This window comes from Deltaproteobacteria bacterium (genome assembly GCA_022340465.1).
In the GTDB taxonomy this organism is placed as follows: Bacteria; Desulfobacterota; Desulfobacteria; order Desulfobacterales; family B30-G6; genus JAJDNW01.
In genome coordinates, this window is the sequence record JAJDNW010000127.1 from 12,980 (window position 1) to 28,783 (window position 15,804).

Below are 15,804 nucleotides of genomic sequence, written 5' to 3' on the forward strand. Positions count from 1 at the left end.
TTTCCTCTCTACTCCTTTGCACGTTTTTTCAACCGAATACGGTAAAAATATTCCATCCCCATGTCGCTGGAGGTGTCCACGGAAATAAGCTCGTAGGAAGCGTGCGGCAGCACCCTGAAAAGGTCCTTCTGGGTGTCCGGGTCGCTCCCCTGGATTTCCAGAATATCTTCCGCGTTCATTTTGGAAAACATCTGTGTCATTTTTAGAAGCATGATCGGGGTTATCGAACCCCTGAAATCTAGGGTGTAATTTGCTTTCATTTTTCAATGCGTTCCTGGTTCCATTGGTCAGGGAGGTGAATTTTGCAAAATCGGGGCCAACTTTGCCTGATCCGGGGTGAAAATACTTTTTCATTGAAAAACGGTGGGTTCGGTGCAATGATCCGGGGGTGAACGAAACGGGGGTTGTCAAGCGACCGTTAAACTGTTAAGGAAATCCTCTTTTACACGTGTTAAGGGCTTTACACTAAATGTTCAACCATGAACTGGACATATACTGGAAAACGGTGGTCAACACGATCCGTGACGGCATCATGATCGTGAACACCCAGGGGGCCATCGTTTCCGTGAACCGCGCTTTCGAGACCATTACCGGCTATGATCGGGAGGAGTTGATCGGCCGCCCCTGCACCGTGCTCAATTGCGACATTTGCAAGAGCGCCCGTTCGAACGATAACGGCCACTGGTGCACCCTGTTCGAAAGCGGGAACATCAAAAAGCGCAAGTGCGTCATCAGGACCAAGGGGGGGCGACGGATACACGCCCTGAAAAATGCATCCATATTAAAGGACAACGAGGGGAACACCATCGGCGCCGTGGAGACGGTTACCGATATAACCGAGATCATCGAAAAAGACAGCCAGCTGGAGGCGTTTCGCCGCGAGCTGCGCTCCAAGGACGGTTTTCACGGGCTCATCGGCAGCTCGCCGGCCATGCGCCAGGTGTACGACCTGATCGAAAATGCCGCCGATTCGGACGCGCCGGTCATCATTCACGGTGAAAGCGGCACCGGCAAGGAGCTGGTCAGCAAGGCCATCCACGACATCGGGATGCGCCGGGGCAAACCTTTTGTCAAGGTCAACTGCGCCAGTCTGACCGAATCGCTCCTGGAAAGTGAGCTGTTCGGCCACGTCAAGGGCGCCTTCACCGGGGCCTACAAAGACCGGGCCGGCCGTTTCGAAAAGGCGCACCGGGGGGATATCTTTCTCGACGAGATCGGCGACATGCCCCTGTCGACCCAGGTGAAACTTTTGCGGGTCTTGGAGGAAAAGACGGTGGAGCGCGTGGGCGACAGCACCCCCATCCCCGTGGATGTGCGCATCATCTCGGCATCCAACAAGGATCTCCTGCAGCTGGTGGAAGCGGGCGCTTTCAGGAAGGATTTTTACTTCCGGATCAACGTGATCCCGATTCATCTGCCCCTTCTGAGCCAGCGTATCGAGGACATCCCGCTCCTGGCGGAGGCGTTTTTCAGAAAGATGCTGCTCAAGAGCGGGAAAAAGATCGAAGGCATCAGTCAGGAGGCCATGGACGCCCTCATGCACTACTCCTGGCCGGGCAATGTCCGGGAGCTTCGGAGCGCTTTCGAATATGCCTTTGTGACCTGCCAGGAATCCATGATACGGCCGTTTCATTTTCCCACGGTGGTCTACCGACCCCGCTCCCCCAGGAAGACGGCGGTGCGGAAGCCGTCGGTCAGCCCACACGAATTGGAGAAACTGGAATTGGTCGACGCTTTGGAAAGGGCCGGGGGCAACAAGTCCAAGGCTGCAACATATTTAGGCGTTTCGCGGGTGACCGTGTGGAACCGCATGAAGCGTTTCGGCGTGGACACCACCCAGCAGGTGAAAATGAAAAAAGGCGGCACATCCAGTAAGGAATAACGGATGAACACAGGCAATAGCTCTATTACCAACATCGCCCTGGTGGGCGGCGGAACCTACTGCAAGGAAGTTATCGAAAAAACCAGCCAGGGGTATGTGGACAACCAGATTCGGTCGCACATCGTGGCCGTGGCCGACCCCGACCCTGAAACGCCGGGGATGGTGCTGGCCCGGAAAAGGGGCCTGAAAACCGAAACCGACTACACCGTTCTCTACCGTCCCGAAAACCACATCGACCTCATCATTATCCTGACACCGGACCGCAGCGTTTTGGAAGATGTCCTGGGGACCAGACCCGAAACCATCCGGGTCATGGCTTATCACACCTTCGAGCTTTTCTGGAAGGCCATCCGTGTGCAGGAAAGGGGGTTGCGGCGGCGCAAGGAGGAGCTGGAGACCATTTTGAACGGTATCCAGGACCTGATCGTCGTCTTTACGCCTGACAGGGAGATCGTGGATGCCAACGAGAGCTTCATGGCCAAAATGGGTTTTACCCGTGAGGAGCTTTTGGGGAAAAAATGCGTCGAGGTGTATCGCCGGGGAGGCCCCCCCTGCCTGGTGGGTGACCTGGCCTGCCCTCTGAACACGGTCGTCCGGGAAAAAAGGCCCAGCATACGCGTGTTGAACCGGTTGAATCGCAAGGGCGAGCAGCGTTATTTCGAGGTCGCCATCTATCCCATCTGGGAGGAGGACGGCCGCATTTCCAAATTCATCGAAATCAGCCGCGACATTACGGAGCGCAAGAAAGAGGAGGAGGAAATCACCAGGCGCCTGGAGCAGATGGTGGAGGAAAGGACCAGGCAACTGAAGGAAACCCACGCCAAACTCATTCAGCAGGACAAGATGGCCAGCCTGGGAAAGCTTTCCGCATCGGTGGTTCACGAAATCAACAATCCCAATGCCGGCATCCTGAACCTCACCATGCTGATGAAGCGCATCATTCATGAGGGGCCGATGCAGGGCCGGGACATCGAGGCGTTTAAACGCTATCTGGATCTGATCGAGTCGGAGACCAAACGCATCAGCCGCATCGTTTCCAACCTGCTTTCCTTTTCGCGCCAGTCCAAAATGGAGATGAAGCCCCTGAGTCTCAATCGGCTGGTGGAGAAAGTGCTGCTGCTGAACAGCAATCTTTTAAAGCTGAACGACATTGTCGTCGAAAAAGAGCTCGATCCGGCCCTGCCGGATGTAAACGGTTCCGAGGATCAGCTGCAGCAGGTGTGCATGAACTGTGTCTCCAACGCCGTCGAGGCCATGGAGGGCTTCAACGGCGGGACACTGACCATTGCGACCGTTTATCTGCCTGAAAACGACCGCGTCCGGCTTGTTTTCAGCGACACGGGTGTGGGCATCGATGAAGAGAGCAAGTTAAACCTGTTCGAACCGTTTTACACCACCAAGAAAAAGGGCAAGGGCGTCGGATTGGGGCTTTCGGTGGCCTACGGCATCATCGAGGAGCACAAGGGGTCCATATCCGTGGTGTCACAACCGGGGCAGGGCGCCGTCTTTTCAATTGAACTGCCGGTGCAGTAGCTCCTACCGTTGCAACGCTGGGGTTTATGCAAGCCCGAAAACAAAATCTTTCGCAAACATCATGGGGTTTGAACAAATAGATACCCAACCCGGATAAAGCGGAAAAAATACCCCGGCGGCTCAAATACCTAAACAGCCACACTGCCGAAATCTATATGCTGGTTGCGCTGCTTTTACGTTTTGAATACGTGAACACTAGAAATGGAGTACACGCATGAGCGACACATCCATCCTGATAGTCGATGATGAACTGGTTCTGCGGGAGTCACTGGCCGCCTGGCTCGAAAGGGACGGCCACGATGTGGAGACCGCCGCCAGCGGGGAGGAGGGGCTGGCGCGGCTGCTGAAAAAGCAGTTCGATGTCATGCTGGTGGACATCAAAATGGAGGGCATGAGCGGACTCGAGGTGCTGCGCAGGGTCAGGGAAAGCGATCCGGACGTCGCCGTGGTCATGATTACGGCTTATGGTTCCATTTCCACGGCCATCGAGGCCATGAAAGCGGGTGCCCAGGATTACCTCTTGAAACCCTTCGACCCAAACGAACTGGGGCTGCTCATCGAAAAGATCCTGGCCCAGCAGGCGCAGCGCAGGGAGAACCAGTTCCTGCGCGAGGACTACAAGGAAAGAACCCGTTTCGAAAGTATGATCGGTCAGTCGGCACCCATGCAGACGGTTTTCCAGATGGTCGAGGACGTCGCCCCCACGGATTCCACCGTGCTGATTACCGGTGAAACCGGGACCGGGAAGGGCCTGGCAGCCAAGGCTATCCACACCAACAGCCCGCGGTGCGAAGGTCCTTTTGTCGTGGTCAACTGCGGCGCCATTCCCGAACACCTCATGGAAAGCGAGCTGTTCGGCCACCAGAAGGGGGCTTTCACGGACGCGAAGGAGACCAGGAAGGGGCGTCTGGAACTGGCCCACGGCGGGACGCTTTTCCTGGACGAAATCGGTGAAATCAGCATGCGTATGCAGATCGACCTGCTACGGGTTCTGGAAGACCACGTTTTTTACCGTGTGGGGGGGACGCAGCCCATCGAAACCGATTTTCGTGTGATTGCCGCCACCAACAGGGATCTTACCAAGGCGATTCGAGCAGAGAATTTCCGGGAAGACCTTTTCTACCGTCTGAATGTCATCTCCCTGAGGATGCCGCCATTGCGCGAACGCAAGGAGGACATCCCCCTGCTGGTCGAGCACTTCGTGCGTCGTTTTACCCAGGAGGCCAACAGGACGGTGAACGGGATCCGGCGCGATGCCCTGGATGAAATGATGCTGCACGAGTGGCCGGGAAACGTCAGAGAGCTGGAAAATGCCATCGAGCGTGCGGTGGTGATCGGCAAGGAGCGCAAGATAAGGCCCCAGGATCTGCCGTTTTTCAATGCGGCGGAGCGTGTCTGTTTTCCGGGCAGCTCCCTGAAAGATGTGGAACGTGACCATATCGAGAACATCCTTGCGGCCAACCAGTGGAATATCGCCCGCAGCGCAAAAATTTTGGGGGTCGACCGGTCGACGCTTTACGCCAAGGTTAAACGCTACGCCCTCAAGAAGCCGGAATGACGATCATGTCCGATGCGTTTATTGCCATTGCGCCCATTGGACCGTTGCCGGCGGCTTGGATCGAACCGTTGAAGGATCGGATTCAGGAAATTTTCGGTTATCCCACCCGGGAGGTGGCCCTTTTGGACGACGTTGAATTCGCAAGGGATCCGGAACGGGATCAGTACCATTCCACCTGCATTCTGGAGGCCCTGGCCGCAAAGGCGCCGCCCGGAGCCGTCAAGGTGCTGGGCATCACCGAGGTGGACCTGTTCATTCCCATCCTGACCTATGTTTTCGGGGAGGCCCAATTGGGGGGTGTCGCCTGTATCGTCTCCACCTGTCGGCTCAATGCCGCCGGCATGGCCGGCAATGCACAGGGCGTTTTCCGGGAACGCATGGTCAAGGAAGCCATCCACGAGCTGGGGCACACCTTCAAGCTGCGCCATTGCCAGGAGAAGGCCTGCATCATGCACTACTGCCGCAGCACCCAGGACGTGGACTGCAAAACGAACGCCCTCTGCCGCTACTGCCGGGTGCTGGTGGAAGACGAACGCAAACGGCTGGCGAAGCGTGAAACGTGAGACGTTAGACGTGAAACGTACACCGTGCACCGTAAACCGTGAGGCGCAGCATGGGGACCGCGTCTCACATTAGAATTGATTTTCCTTAATAACAATGAACCCAACCAGCCCAGCAAACCGATTCAAACCCGCCGTGACCAGAACCGTTCTGCTGTTGCTTGCCGGCATCGTGTGGGAGGGTGTCGGCATCATGCTTTTGCTTCTGGCCTTTTCGTGGCTGTCGACCGCATCGCATACCGGCATGTATCTGTACGCGGCTGCCGGCATATTGCTGGCGCTGGTGGTCCACCATTTCGGGTTTTTGAAGATAGTGGACAAAAACGCGCAGCGTATCCTCCAAATGAACGGGAAACGGTGTTTTTTTGCATTCATTCCCTGGAAAAGCTATGTGCTTGTTATTGTCATGATAACGATGGGGGCGTTGTTGCGCCATTCGACGCTTCCGAAAAAGGTGTTGGCGATTTTGTACATCGGCATCGGTTTGGCGCTGATACTGTCGAGCGTGAGGTATGTAAGAATGTTTTACCGGGAAAAAAGCCAGGCCCCGCAGTGAACGGCGAAGCCCGGCTTTTTTTCAGCTGCGCAGAAACGTTTTAGCCAGGTTGTCCCACCCCAGAGCCGGAAGGTTGCCGTAGATGTCGCTGCCTAAAAATCCGCCGTCCGTTGCCAATGGGCCGGCAACCTTTTCTACGGCCCGGTAGACCTGGGCCACCTCATCCTGCAGGAATTTTTGGGACTCGTCGCCGATCATGAGATCCTTCAGATCTTCGCGTAGTTCCGGCGCGTGGATTCTCAGAATCCATCCCTCGGCATACGGGTTGCGGGCGGCGTGCGCCCCGTCGGTTCTCACACGGGGGTTTACGGCCGTGACCACGCCGCTGACAGGCGACAGCATGCGGGCGGTGTTGGCCCCCCGGTTCAGGGCGATCTGGCCCCGGTCGCGGGTGATTGCCTTGCCCACCAGCGGTGCAACGATGGCATCCGGAGGACCCATCAGTTTCAAGGCAAAGTCATCCAGCCCCATCCGCACCTCGGAATCCGCTTCGATCTTTACCCAGGCGTGCCCCCGGTGCAGGTAGTAGCCCTGGGGGATTTTGAATCCCTGGATATTCGTGGTCGCCACCGGTTTGACCACGGCGTGCACCATGAATTCATCCTGGAAGTACTGGTCGAATTCGCAGTCGCTGCAATGGTAGTCGTGGATGCAGGTTCTGAACTCGATGCGCTTTTTCATGTGATGCACGCAGGGGCGTTTCCCCGGGGGCTGTTTGGCGAGCTTTTGCTGCCAGGTGACGATGTTGCCCCGCTTGCCTTCAGGGCGCCGCCCCTGGCCGGACAGGGCTGCGTTTTCGGCGGCAATGCGCTGCAGCGCCGTGTCAAAGTGGCAGGACCGGCACCGATAATCCAGTTTGCAGCTTTTTTTCCGCACCACGCCGGCCTGCATCCAGATGCAATCCGGCGGCGGCACCATTCCCTTTTGTTGTTTTATTTCTGCCCTTTGCATGACTTCCGGCTCCCTCTATTAATGAAGTGTTGAAATCCTGGCCCTTTGGGCCAGGTCAGAGATATTTGGCTGTGCCGGTAATAGGGGTAATGAAAATCCAAGCACCAAGTCCGAAATCCTAAAACCATATCGAATGACCGAAATTCAAAAGATCCAAACGATAGACGTAAGCCGTCGGTGGCCGGTAGGCCCGAGCAGGTTCCCACCGGCCACCGATGATCGGTGTCAGGTTTTCAAAAACGTCCTGGTGAGGTTGTGCCAGTCCAGTTTGCGTGCGTTCCCGTAGATGTCCTCTTCAAAGAAACCGCCGTCGGCCGCCAGTGGACCGACCGCCTCTTCCACCATTTTTTCGAGGGTGTCGACTTCCTGCCCCATCCAGGAGAGGGCGTCGGTTTCGGTCAGCAACGGCTTCACGGCGCCCTTGATATTCGGATTGCGCACCACGAAGAGCCATCCGTCGCCATACGGTTCGTCGTTGGCCAGGGCCGGTTTTTCCCGCACCTGGCTGTTGACTTCGACAATCACGCCGCCGATGGGGGAAAGCACGTCGGCCAGGTTGTCCTTGCGTTTGAGCCCCCAGCCGACCTTGCCCTGGTCGAGTTCCTTGCCCATCAGAGGAAGATCCAGTGCATCGGCCCTTCCCAGAAGCTTCAGTGAGAAGTCGTCGAGCCCTACCCGGATGTTGCCGCCGCTCTCGATGCGGGCCCAGGCATGACCGTTGTGAAAATAGTACTCCTTGGGTACCTCGAAGCCCTTGACCTGCTGGAAAGCCCCCGGCAACGACTTGGTCTTGGTTGACCAGACATCCTCGAAGTACTGGTCGAAATCGCAGCTGGCGCACTGGTAGTCGTAAGCACAAACGCGGTTGCCGATCCGCTTGGTGAGGCTGTGGCGACAGATCCTTTCCATTTCCGGTTTGCGACGCATGGCGTTCTGCCAGCTGATCTGTTTGCCGCTGTTTACCTGCTTGCACATGCCCTGGTCATATTTACAGGAGGTACAGTCATAATAATTGTTGCATCCCTTGAACGCTACGACGCCGGCCTGCATCCAAAGGCAGGGGTTGGCCTCCCTGGCCTTTTTATCGGGCTTTATTTTCCATACCTGACCACCTAGAACGGTGCTAATACCGTCGCCCCTGCCCAGGTCCCGTCCATTGCCTTTGGTGTAGGTTGATCCGTAGCCGACCCGGTTTCTTCGGTTTTGGGGGTCTGTTGCCATGATGTCCTCCTTGTTTATCTGTTGGTTTTTGAAACGTTCAGCCGTGTAATCGATATCTGCCCCTTACATAGAGCAATGGTCATGCCATCGTCGCGGAAAAACAAGCAGGATCAATGTAACTATATGAAATTAAATATAATAAATAAACAACGCCCGGAGTTGTCAGAATGTTGTCGGCCAATCCCACGGGGGCGGCCCTATTTTTTTTGTCGTATTTTTCGACACGCCGGCGGCTTTTGCTCTAACATTTTCCTTCCCCCATTCGCGATGGGGAGGATGGATCCAGCTGAAAATCCCTTTCTTGCGTAAGGAATTTCGATTAAAATTATTTTATTTCAAATAGTTAAAAATTGAAGCGGCAGCGGCGCGGCCGCGTTGCCCGCCATCGCGGCACGCGATGGCGGGTTGTGTCGGAAAATACGACACCTATGTCTTGATATCCGACAACAAAAATGAGTTTGTGTTCATTTCTCATCCTTTTTTTGAATAAGGAAAGAAACATGGTTGTTTATGTATATAACTATTTGTAATTAAATATATAATAAAATAATGTGCCGGTGGGGAAAATGTGGCGATAAGGCTTGACAAGCCCTATATTAGGCGGTAAAATGAATGAATATTCATTCATAAAACGCAACGAACGCAATCTGATAAAGAGCGTTTGCATGCATGGAGGTGCGTCATCAATAAACGCAGAAGATCAAACGACAAGTATCGGCGCATACTGGAGGCGGCCATCAAGATATTCGCCGAGCAGGGTTTCTTTCAGTCGACGATCGCTCAGATAGCCAAAGAGGCCGGTGTTGCCGATGGAACGATTTACCTCTATTTCAAAAGCAAGAACGACATCCTGGTGCAGTTTTTCAATTTCAAAACCAAGCAGGTCTTCGACGGTTTCCGGGCGGAAGTGGACAAGGCCGACAACACCGTCGACAAGCTTCGCAATCTGGTCCGCCGGCATCTGGCCGAATTCCAGCGCGACCGCAACATGGCCATCCTTTACCAGTCTCTAACCCACCAGCGCACCCGCTTGGTGGAACCGCAGATCAGGGAGATGTCCGACATGTACCTGGACATCGTGGCGGAAATCGTGGAACAGGGGCAGCAGGAGGGCCTGATTCGTAAAGAGCTCTATTTGAGTCTGGTCAAGCGTTTCATCCTTGGTGCGGTGGACGAGGTGATCAACACCTGGATCCATGCGGGCAGCCAATACGATCTGGTCACCATGGCCGATCCGCTGGTGGACCTTTTTATAGGCGGTATCGGTACCGGAGGCGACGAGGTTGCGTCGTCCGCCGGGAATACACCCATGCAACGATGAGGTACCCCCCGCTGGGGTGAATTGAACCTTTATAACAACACATATATAGATCAAGGAGAGAAAAAATGGCACAGAGCATTGCAGACCGCAGAGACATCGAATTCGTTCTTCACGAACTGCTCGACGTAGGGAAATTGAGCGAGCATGAAAAATTCGCGGAATTCACCCCCAAGACCGTGGACCTGATTGTCAAAGAAGCCCGCAACCTGGCCGTCAAGGAGATCCTTCCGACCCGTGAAATCGGGGACCGGGAGGGCGTCACCTTCGACAACGGCAAGGTAGCGGTCCCGGATGCGTTCCACCGCGTGTGGGAGCTTTTCAAGGAGGGTGAGTGGCTGGCCATGACCGAAGATCCCGAATGGGGCGGGCAGGGCATGCCCAGGACCGTGGCTCTGGCCGCAAGCGACTACTTCAATGGCGCCAATTACGCTTTCATGATGTATGCCGGATTGACCCACGGGGCCGGCAAGCTCGTGGAATCTTTTGGAACGGAAGAGCAGAAGGCGATTTTCCTGAAGAAAATGTACACCGGCGAATGGACCGGCACCATGCTGCTGACCGAACCGGAGGCGGGCTCGGACGTCGGCGCCCTGACCACCACGGCCGTGAAAAACGATGACGGCACCTACTCCATCACGGGCAGCAAAATATTTATCTCCTCGGGCGAACACGACATGGCCGAAAACATCATCCACCCGGTTCTGGCGCGCATCGAAGGCGCCCCCCAGGGTACCAAGGGGATTTCCCTGTTCCTGGTTCCCAAATACCGGGTCAACGACGACGGCAGCCTGGGCCAGTTCAACGACGTGGTGTGCACCGGTGTTGAAGAAAAGATGGGTATACATGGCAATTCAACCTGCTCGCTTACCCTGGGCGGCAAAGGCGAGTGTGTGGGAACGCTGCTCGGGGAGGAGAACAAGGGCATGCGTGCCATGTTCCTGATGATGAATGAAGCCCGCCTGCTGGTGGGTATGCAGGGTTTTGCCTGCGCCACCGCTTCCTATCTGAATGCCGTCAACTACGCCCGCGAGCGGGTGCAGGGCAAGCACCTGGCCTCCTTCGGACAGGCGGACGCACCGTCCGTGCCCATCATTCAGCATCCGGATGTGAGAAGGCAGCTTCTCACCATGAAAAGCTATGTAGAGGCCATGCGCAGCCTGCTCTACTATACAGGCTGGTGCGACGACCTGATCGACACCAGCGACGACGAGGCGGTCAAGGCCAAATACCAGGGCATCGTGGACCTGTTGATTCCGATTGCCAAGGGATATGTCACTGACCGGTCCTACGATGTCTGCAACCTCGGCATGCAGGTTTACGGCGGGTACGGGTACATCAGGGAGTACCCCCAGGAGCAGCTGGTGCGGGATTGCCGGATCACCATGATTTACGAGGGCACCAACGGCATTCAGGCCATGGACCTTTTGGGGCGCAAACTGGGAATGAACGAAGGCCGGCCGATCATGGACCTGCTGGGCGAGATTCAGAAGACCGTCGTCCGGGCCAAGGAGCTTCCCGCGACCGGGGAGCTGGCCACCAGACTCGATGAAACGCTCAACAAGCTGGGCGAGACGGCCATGCACATGGGTGCCACCGCCATGTCGCCCAAGGCGCTGAATGCCTTCGCCTTCGCCTACAACTTCATGGAAGCGGCCGGCGATGTGATCATGGCCTGGATGCTGCTGTGGCGCGCCGTGGTTGCCGCCGAAAAAATGAACGGCAAGGTCAAGAAAAAGGATGCCGCCTTTTACGAGGGCCAGGTGAAAAATGCCGAGTTTTTCATCCACACCGTGCTGCCGGTGACGGTGGGCAAAATGAATGCCATTTTGGACGGCAATGACGCGGTGAACGCGATTTCCGAAGATGCCTTCGGCGGGAAATAAGCGGCGGTCAACCTGTCCTTTTAAACAGGGTTCAAGGGGCCGCGTGAAACAGAAGTGAGCTCACAGCTGACAGGTCATAGCGTGTGGCACGCTATCAGCTATGAGCGGTGCGCTTTTTTCCTTACGATCCCCTGGCCCTTGGGCCCTTACAGGTCATTTAAAATTGGGTGTTTGGTATTTCGTTTGTGTAGCGCAGAGATATCGAACACCAGACACAAAACACCAAATACCAGACAATCCATCGTCACGAAAACGCTTGTTCATGACCCTGCATTGTGATAATCGGATCCCTTTGGCTGAGGTATTTTGTTGACATGCCTGCGGGCGATTTTATAAAAGTGAACGTTGACCCCGCAGTTGCAACGCTGGGGTCTATTGATTTGTGGAAGAGGAGGAAAGGTAGCGCATGGAAACCGCTTTGTTAGGACCGGCCGATTATTTTTTTCTCGGCATCCCCACCATTGTCTTTTCGCTGTTGATTCCCATCGTGGGCGTGGCTCTGTTCGCCTACATTATGGCCATCCGGATAGCGCCGCTGGTAATGGCGGCGCCGGACATACGCTTCAACCGCCTTCCGGAGCGCATCGTCAAGGTCGTACGCATCTGGCTGCTGCAGTGGCGTCATCCGCGTTACCGAACGGCCGGCATCATTCACATCATGATTTTTGCCGGGTTTCTGGTGTTGGCCATCCGCTCCACCTCCCTGGTCATCATCGGCCTGTCGGATGGGTTCGTTTTTCCGGGGCTGGGGGGCGTTTTGGGGGTCGTGTACAACATTATCAAGGACTATGCCGCGACCATGGTGCTGGTGGCCTGTTGCTTTGCCGCTTACCGGCGCATGGTGGTCAAACCGGAGCGCTACGCCGTTCCGTCGAAATACGGCAAGGACCACACCTTTGAAGCGGTTTTCGTGCTGGGCATGATTGCCACACTGATGATTTCGGAAAGCCTGTTCGAGGCCAGCGCCGCCGCGGCTGATGTAAAGGCGGGGCTGCACGCCGAATTTCTCGCCCCTCTGAGCCTGGCATGGATATTCAAGGTGCTGCTGGGGATGGCATCCGTAAAGACCCTGCAGGGCATCCACATCGTCGCGTACTACATTCACGACCTTACTTTTTTCAGCTTTCTCTGCTTTCTGCCCCTGGGCAAGCACTTTCACGTGATCACCTCCATTTTCAACGTGTTTTTCATGCGCCTGGACAGGGGCAACGTCAAACCGGTCCGTCACGGCGTGGCCGACGACCAGTTGGACGACCTCGAATCCTTTGGCGTGAAAAAGCTGGAAGACTTCACCTGGAAGCACATTCTCGATTTTTATTCCTGCGCGGACTGCGGACGCTGCTCGGACAACTGTCCGGCCAACGCGGTCAAGCGCCCCCTGTCTCCCCGGTTTATTTCGATCAAGGGCCGGGATCTGGTATTTAAAAACTACCCCCTCTATCCCTACGGCGCGCCCTTCAAAAAAGGGGAAGCCCTCATCGGCAATATCTATGAGGAGGACGAAATTTGGTCATGCACCACCTGCGGCGCGTGCGAACAGGAGTGCCCCCTGGGTATCGAGTACATCGACAAAATCGTGGATCTGCGGCGCGGCATGGTGGACGAAGGCATGGTCCCCCAGTCCCTGCAGAAGCCCTTGCGGGCCCTGGAAAAGAGGGGCAACCCCTGGGGCAAGATGGAAAAGAAGCGCTCGGACTGGACCAAGGAGCTACCCGAGGGGGTCGACGTCAAGATCCTGGGTAAAAAGGAAAGCGCCGAAACCCTTTATTTTCTGGACAGCATTACCTCCTTCGACGACAGGATGCAGGCCATCGGCAGGGCGACGGTCAAGGTGCTGAAGGCGGCCGGCGAGGATTTCGGCATTCTCGGCAAGGACGAAAAAGACAGCGGTAACGAGGTCAGGCGTTTCGGTGAAGAGATGCTGTTCCAGGACCTCAAGAACCAGAATACAGAAGCCATTCTCAACTGTGGAGCATCCCGCATCGTCACATCGGATCCCCATGCCTTCAATGCGCTGAAAAACGACTACCAGGGGCTTCCTCCGGTGGAGCACATCAGCCAGTACATCGCCAGTAAAGTGAAAAGCGGGGCCATTCAGCTGAAGGCCGCCGAAGGCAACGGCAAGGTCTACACCTACCACGACCCCTGCTACCTCGGACGCCACAACGGCGTGTACGACGATCCCCGGGAAGCCATCGATGCGATCCCGGGCATCAAACGGGTGGACATGGAAAAATGCCGGGACCGTTCCTTCTGCTGCGGGGGCGGCGGGCTGATGCTGTTCTATGAGCCGGAGGAAGAGCAGCGCATGGGTGTGCTGCGGGTCGAAATGGCCGCCGCGGCCGGTGCCAACGTGATCGTGACGGCCTGTCCCTTCTGCCTGGTAAACATAGAGGATGCCATCAAGGTTGCCGGTATGGAAGGCAGCATGGAAGCCATCGACCTGGCCGAATTGGTGGAGAGCCACATGGCCGGGGCCTGAAATCAGAAATCAGTGGTCTGAAGCTTAAAGCAAAGGCTCTTAAACCACAATGGTACAAAGAATAATTTTAGGGTTGGGAAACAAATAAACAACGGGAGGAAGAACATGGAAATTTTGGTTTGTGTAAAAAGAGTCCCGGATACCGCTGAAAACGAGATCGAAGTCAACAGCGCCGGAACGGATATCGAACGGGACGACCTGGTCTATTCGGTGAATGAGTGGGACAACTACGCCGTTGAAGAGGCGATTCAGATCAAGGACAACGTGGGCGGCAGCGTTACGGTTGTGAGCGTAGGCGACGAGGAGTCCGAAGAGGTGGTCAGAAGGGAAATGGCCATGGGCGCCGACAACGGCGTACTGCTCTCCGACGACGCCTTCGAGGGGTCGGACGGCAAGGGGATTGCCACCCTCCTGAAAGCGGCCGTGCAGAAAGGCAACTATGACTTGATCATGACCGGGGCACAGGCCGATGACGGCGCCGCCCAGGTGGGCGGCATGCTGGCAGCCATGCTGGACCTGCCCTATGCTTCGCTGGTGAATAAAATCGAGATGGTGGACGACAAGAAAATCAAGGTGGGCCGCGAAATCGAAGGCGGCAACCAGGAGATGAGCGAAATCGACCTACCCTGCGTGCTTTCGATCCAGACCGGCATCAATGAGCCCCGCTACGTGGGTATCCGCGGCATCCGCAAGGTGGCTTCGGTTGAAATCCCCGTACACGGTGCCGGTGACCTGGGGGTTGCCGGCGATACCGTCGGCGCGGCGGGCGCCAAGGTCAAACGCCTGGATTACTTTGTGCCGGAACTTGGTGAAGGTGCTGAAATGCTCGAGGGCAGCACCGAAGAGATTATCGAGAAACTGATTGAAATGCTTAAAGCCAAAGGAGGGCTCAAATAATGGCTGGACAGATTTTTGCTTATATAAGATATAAGGATGGTGTTCCTGAAGATTCCGCACTCGAACTGGTGGCGGCTGCCAAGAAGATCGCCGCCGATGCACCGGTGAACGCGTTGGTTTTAGGATCGGGCGTAGACGCGGTTTGCAGTGCCGTGGCCGCTTCTTACCAGGAAGTTTGGAAAATCGACAACGAGGCGCTGGCCTACCCCAATGCCGAGGTGATCAGAAAGCTGCTGGTCAATATCCTGCCCCAGGATTGCATCCTGATGGTGCCCCACGACACTTTCGGTATGGATTTGTCCCCCGGGCTTTCCATCAAGCTGGACAGCCCCTTTGTGTCAGACGCCGTTGACTTCGAGGGTCTCGACGGCGACACCCTGAAAGTCGTGCGCCAGGAATACGGCGGAGCCGTCAGCACCCACGTGAACTGCGACATCGCGTCCGGTGCCGTCATCAATGTGCGCCCGGGCGCCTTTCAACCCGAAGAGAGTCAAGCCGCCGGTGGTTCGGTGGTGGACAAATCGGGCGATATCGGGGACATCTCTGCCGGACGCCGCTATCTGGAAACCGTGGTGGCGGAAGTGGGTGATGTGGACATCACCAAAGAGGACGTGCTGGTTTCCATCGGCCGCGGCATCGAGGACGAGGACAATATCGAAATCGCCGAGGACCTGGCCGAGGCCATGGGTGCCGTGGTTTCCTGCTCCCGCCCCATCGTGGACGCCAAGTGGCTGGAAAAATCCCGCCAGGTGGGAACTTCCGGCCAGACGGTCAAACCCAAGGTCTATCTGGCCTGCGGTATCAGCGGGTCCTTTCAGCACCTGGGCGGCCTCAAGGGCAACCCCTTCATCGTGGCCATCAACAAGAACCCCAAAGCACCCATTTTCCAGGTGGCCGACGTGGGCATCGAGGCCGACATCCTGGATTTCCTGCCCGAACTGACCGACGCGATCAACGAGC

13 protein-coding genes are annotated in these 15,804 nt (G+C 56.2%); 10 read left to right on the plus strand and 3 right to left on the minus strand.

Annotated features, from left to right (window positions below; translation table 11 throughout):
* Window positions 1-8: 8 nt before the first annotated feature.
* Complete coding sequence (locus LJE94_17010; protein ID MCG6911803.1) at window positions 9-260, minus strand: sulfurtransferase TusA family protein; 252 nt, start codon at window positions 258-260, stop codon at window positions 9-11.
* 209 nt (window positions 261-469) lie between these two features.
* Between LJE94_17010 and LJE94_17015 the strand changes: the two genes are divergently transcribed.
* The 5 genes from LJE94_17015 (at window position 470) to LJE94_17035 (ending at window position 6,089) form a co-directional block, all read left to right on the plus strand.
* On the plus strand, window positions 470-1,882 hold the full coding sequence (locus LJE94_17015) for a sigma 54-interacting transcriptional regulator (protein ID MCG6911804.1): 1,413 nt from the start codon (window positions 470-472) through the stop codon (window positions 1,880-1,882).
* A gap of 3 nt (window positions 1,883-1,885) precedes the next feature.
* Entirely contained in the window at window positions 1,886-3,415 is a 1,530-nt protein-coding gene (locus tag LJE94_17020; protein ID MCG6911805.1) for a PAS domain-containing protein, read from the plus strand.
* A gap of 214 nt (window positions 3,416-3,629) precedes the next feature.
* Window positions 3,630-4,973: a sigma-54 dependent transcriptional regulator gene (locus LJE94_17025; GenBank protein MCG6911806.1), complete on the plus strand. Its 1,344-nt coding sequence runs from the start codon at window positions 3,630-3,632 to the stop codon at window positions 4,971-4,973.
* Window positions 4,970-5,536 carry an archaemetzincin gene (locus LJE94_17030; protein MCG6911807.1) on the plus strand — a complete coding sequence of 189 codons (567 nt, stop codon included), beginning with the start codon at window positions 4,970-4,972 and terminating at the stop codon, window positions 5,534-5,536. The genes LJE94_17025 and LJE94_17030 overlap by 4 nt, the downstream gene beginning before the upstream one ends.
* A gap of 133 nt (window positions 5,537-5,669) precedes the next feature.
* Window positions 5,670-6,089, plus strand: a complete 420-nt coding sequence (locus LJE94_17035; GenBank protein MCG6911808.1) for a hypothetical protein — start codon at window positions 5,670-5,672, stop codon at window positions 6,087-6,089.
* Window positions 6,090-6,110: 21 nt separating this feature from the next.
* Here the strand turns inward: LJE94_17035 and LJE94_17040 are convergent, their stop codons facing one another.
* Together LJE94_17040 and LJE94_17045 are read right to left on the minus strand one after the other, a co-directional pair.
* A complete protein-coding gene (locus tag LJE94_17040) occupies window positions 6,111-7,040 on the minus strand; it encodes a hypothetical protein (protein MCG6911809.1) in 930 nt (309 codons plus the stop codon).
* A 225-nt stretch (window positions 7,041-7,265) separates the two neighbouring features.
* On the minus strand, window positions 7,266-8,261 hold the full coding sequence (locus LJE94_17045; GenBank protein MCG6911810.1) for a glycine cleavage system protein H: 996 nt from the start codon (window positions 8,259-8,261) through the stop codon (window positions 7,266-7,268).
* Between the two features lie 661 nt (window positions 8,262-8,922).
* Here LJE94_17045 and LJE94_17050 point away from each other — a divergent pair.
* From LJE94_17050 to LJE94_17070, 5 genes are all read left to right on the plus strand, one after another.
* The gene (locus tag LJE94_17050) at window positions 8,923-9,582 is read left to right on the plus strand and encodes a TetR family transcriptional regulator (protein ID MCG6911811.1); all 660 of its coding nucleotides are present in this window, start codon (window positions 8,923-8,925) and stop codon (window positions 9,580-9,582) included.
* Window positions 9,583-9,647: 65 nt separating this feature from the next.
* A complete protein-coding gene (locus tag LJE94_17055) occupies window positions 9,648-11,465 on the plus strand; it encodes an acyl-CoA dehydrogenase (GenBank protein ID MCG6911812.1) in 1,818 nt (605 codons plus the stop codon).
* A 406-nt stretch (window positions 11,466-11,871) separates the two neighbouring features.
* Window positions 11,872-13,947, plus strand: coding sequence for a (Fe-S)-binding protein (locus LJE94_17060; GenBank protein ID MCG6911813.1), 2,076 nt, complete (start codon window positions 11,872-11,874; stop codon window positions 13,945-13,947).
* 105 nt (window positions 13,948-14,052) lie between these two features.
* Window positions 14,053-14,844, plus strand: coding sequence for an electron transfer flavoprotein subunit beta/FixA family protein (locus LJE94_17065; protein MCG6911814.1), 792 nt, complete (start codon window positions 14,053-14,055; stop codon window positions 14,842-14,844).
* Window positions 14,844-15,804: electron transfer flavoprotein subunit alpha/FixB family protein (locus tag LJE94_17070; GenBank protein MCG6911815.1), on the plus strand; the 961-nt coding region annotated here is incomplete at its 3' end. The genes LJE94_17065 and LJE94_17070, both read left to right, overlap by 1 nt.

What these genes read in the sequence shown, in the direction of transcription:
- LJE94_17010 (MCG6911803.1), bottom strand. Translation starts at nt 260, where the DNA reads ATGAAAGCAAATTACACCCTAGATTTCAGGGGTTCGATAACCCCGATC.
- LJE94_17015 (MCG6911804.1), top strand. Translation starts at nt 470, where the DNA reads ATGTTCAACCATGAACTGGACATATACTGGAAAACGGTGGTCAACACG.
- LJE94_17020 (MCG6911805.1), top strand. Translation starts at nt 1,886, where the DNA reads ATGAACACAGGCAATAGCTCTATTACCAACATCGCCCTGGTGGGCGGC.
- LJE94_17025 (MCG6911806.1), top strand. Translation starts at nt 3,630, where the DNA reads ATGAGCGACACATCCATCCTGATAGTCGATGATGAACTGGTTCTGCGG.
- LJE94_17030 (MCG6911807.1), top strand. Translation starts at nt 4,970, where the DNA reads ATGACGATCATGTCCGATGCGTTTATTGCCATTGCGCCCATTGGACCG.
- LJE94_17040 (MCG6911809.1), bottom strand. Translation starts at nt 7,040, where the DNA reads ATGCAAAGGGCAGAAATAAAACAACAAAAGGGAATGGTGCCGCCGCCG.
- LJE94_17045 (MCG6911810.1), bottom strand. Translation starts at nt 8,261, where the DNA reads ATGGCAACAGACCCCCAAAACCGAAGAAACCGGGTCGGCTACGGATCA.
- LJE94_17055 (MCG6911812.1), top strand. Translation starts at nt 9,648, where the DNA reads ATGGCACAGAGCATTGCAGACCGCAGAGACATCGAATTCGTTCTTCAC.
- LJE94_17060 (MCG6911813.1), top strand. Translation starts at nt 11,872, where the DNA reads ATGGAAACCGCTTTGTTAGGACCGGCCGATTATTTTTTTCTCGGCATC.
- LJE94_17065 (MCG6911814.1), top strand. Translation starts at nt 14,053, where the DNA reads ATGGAAATTTTGGTTTGTGTAAAAAGAGTCCCGGATACCGCTGAAAAC.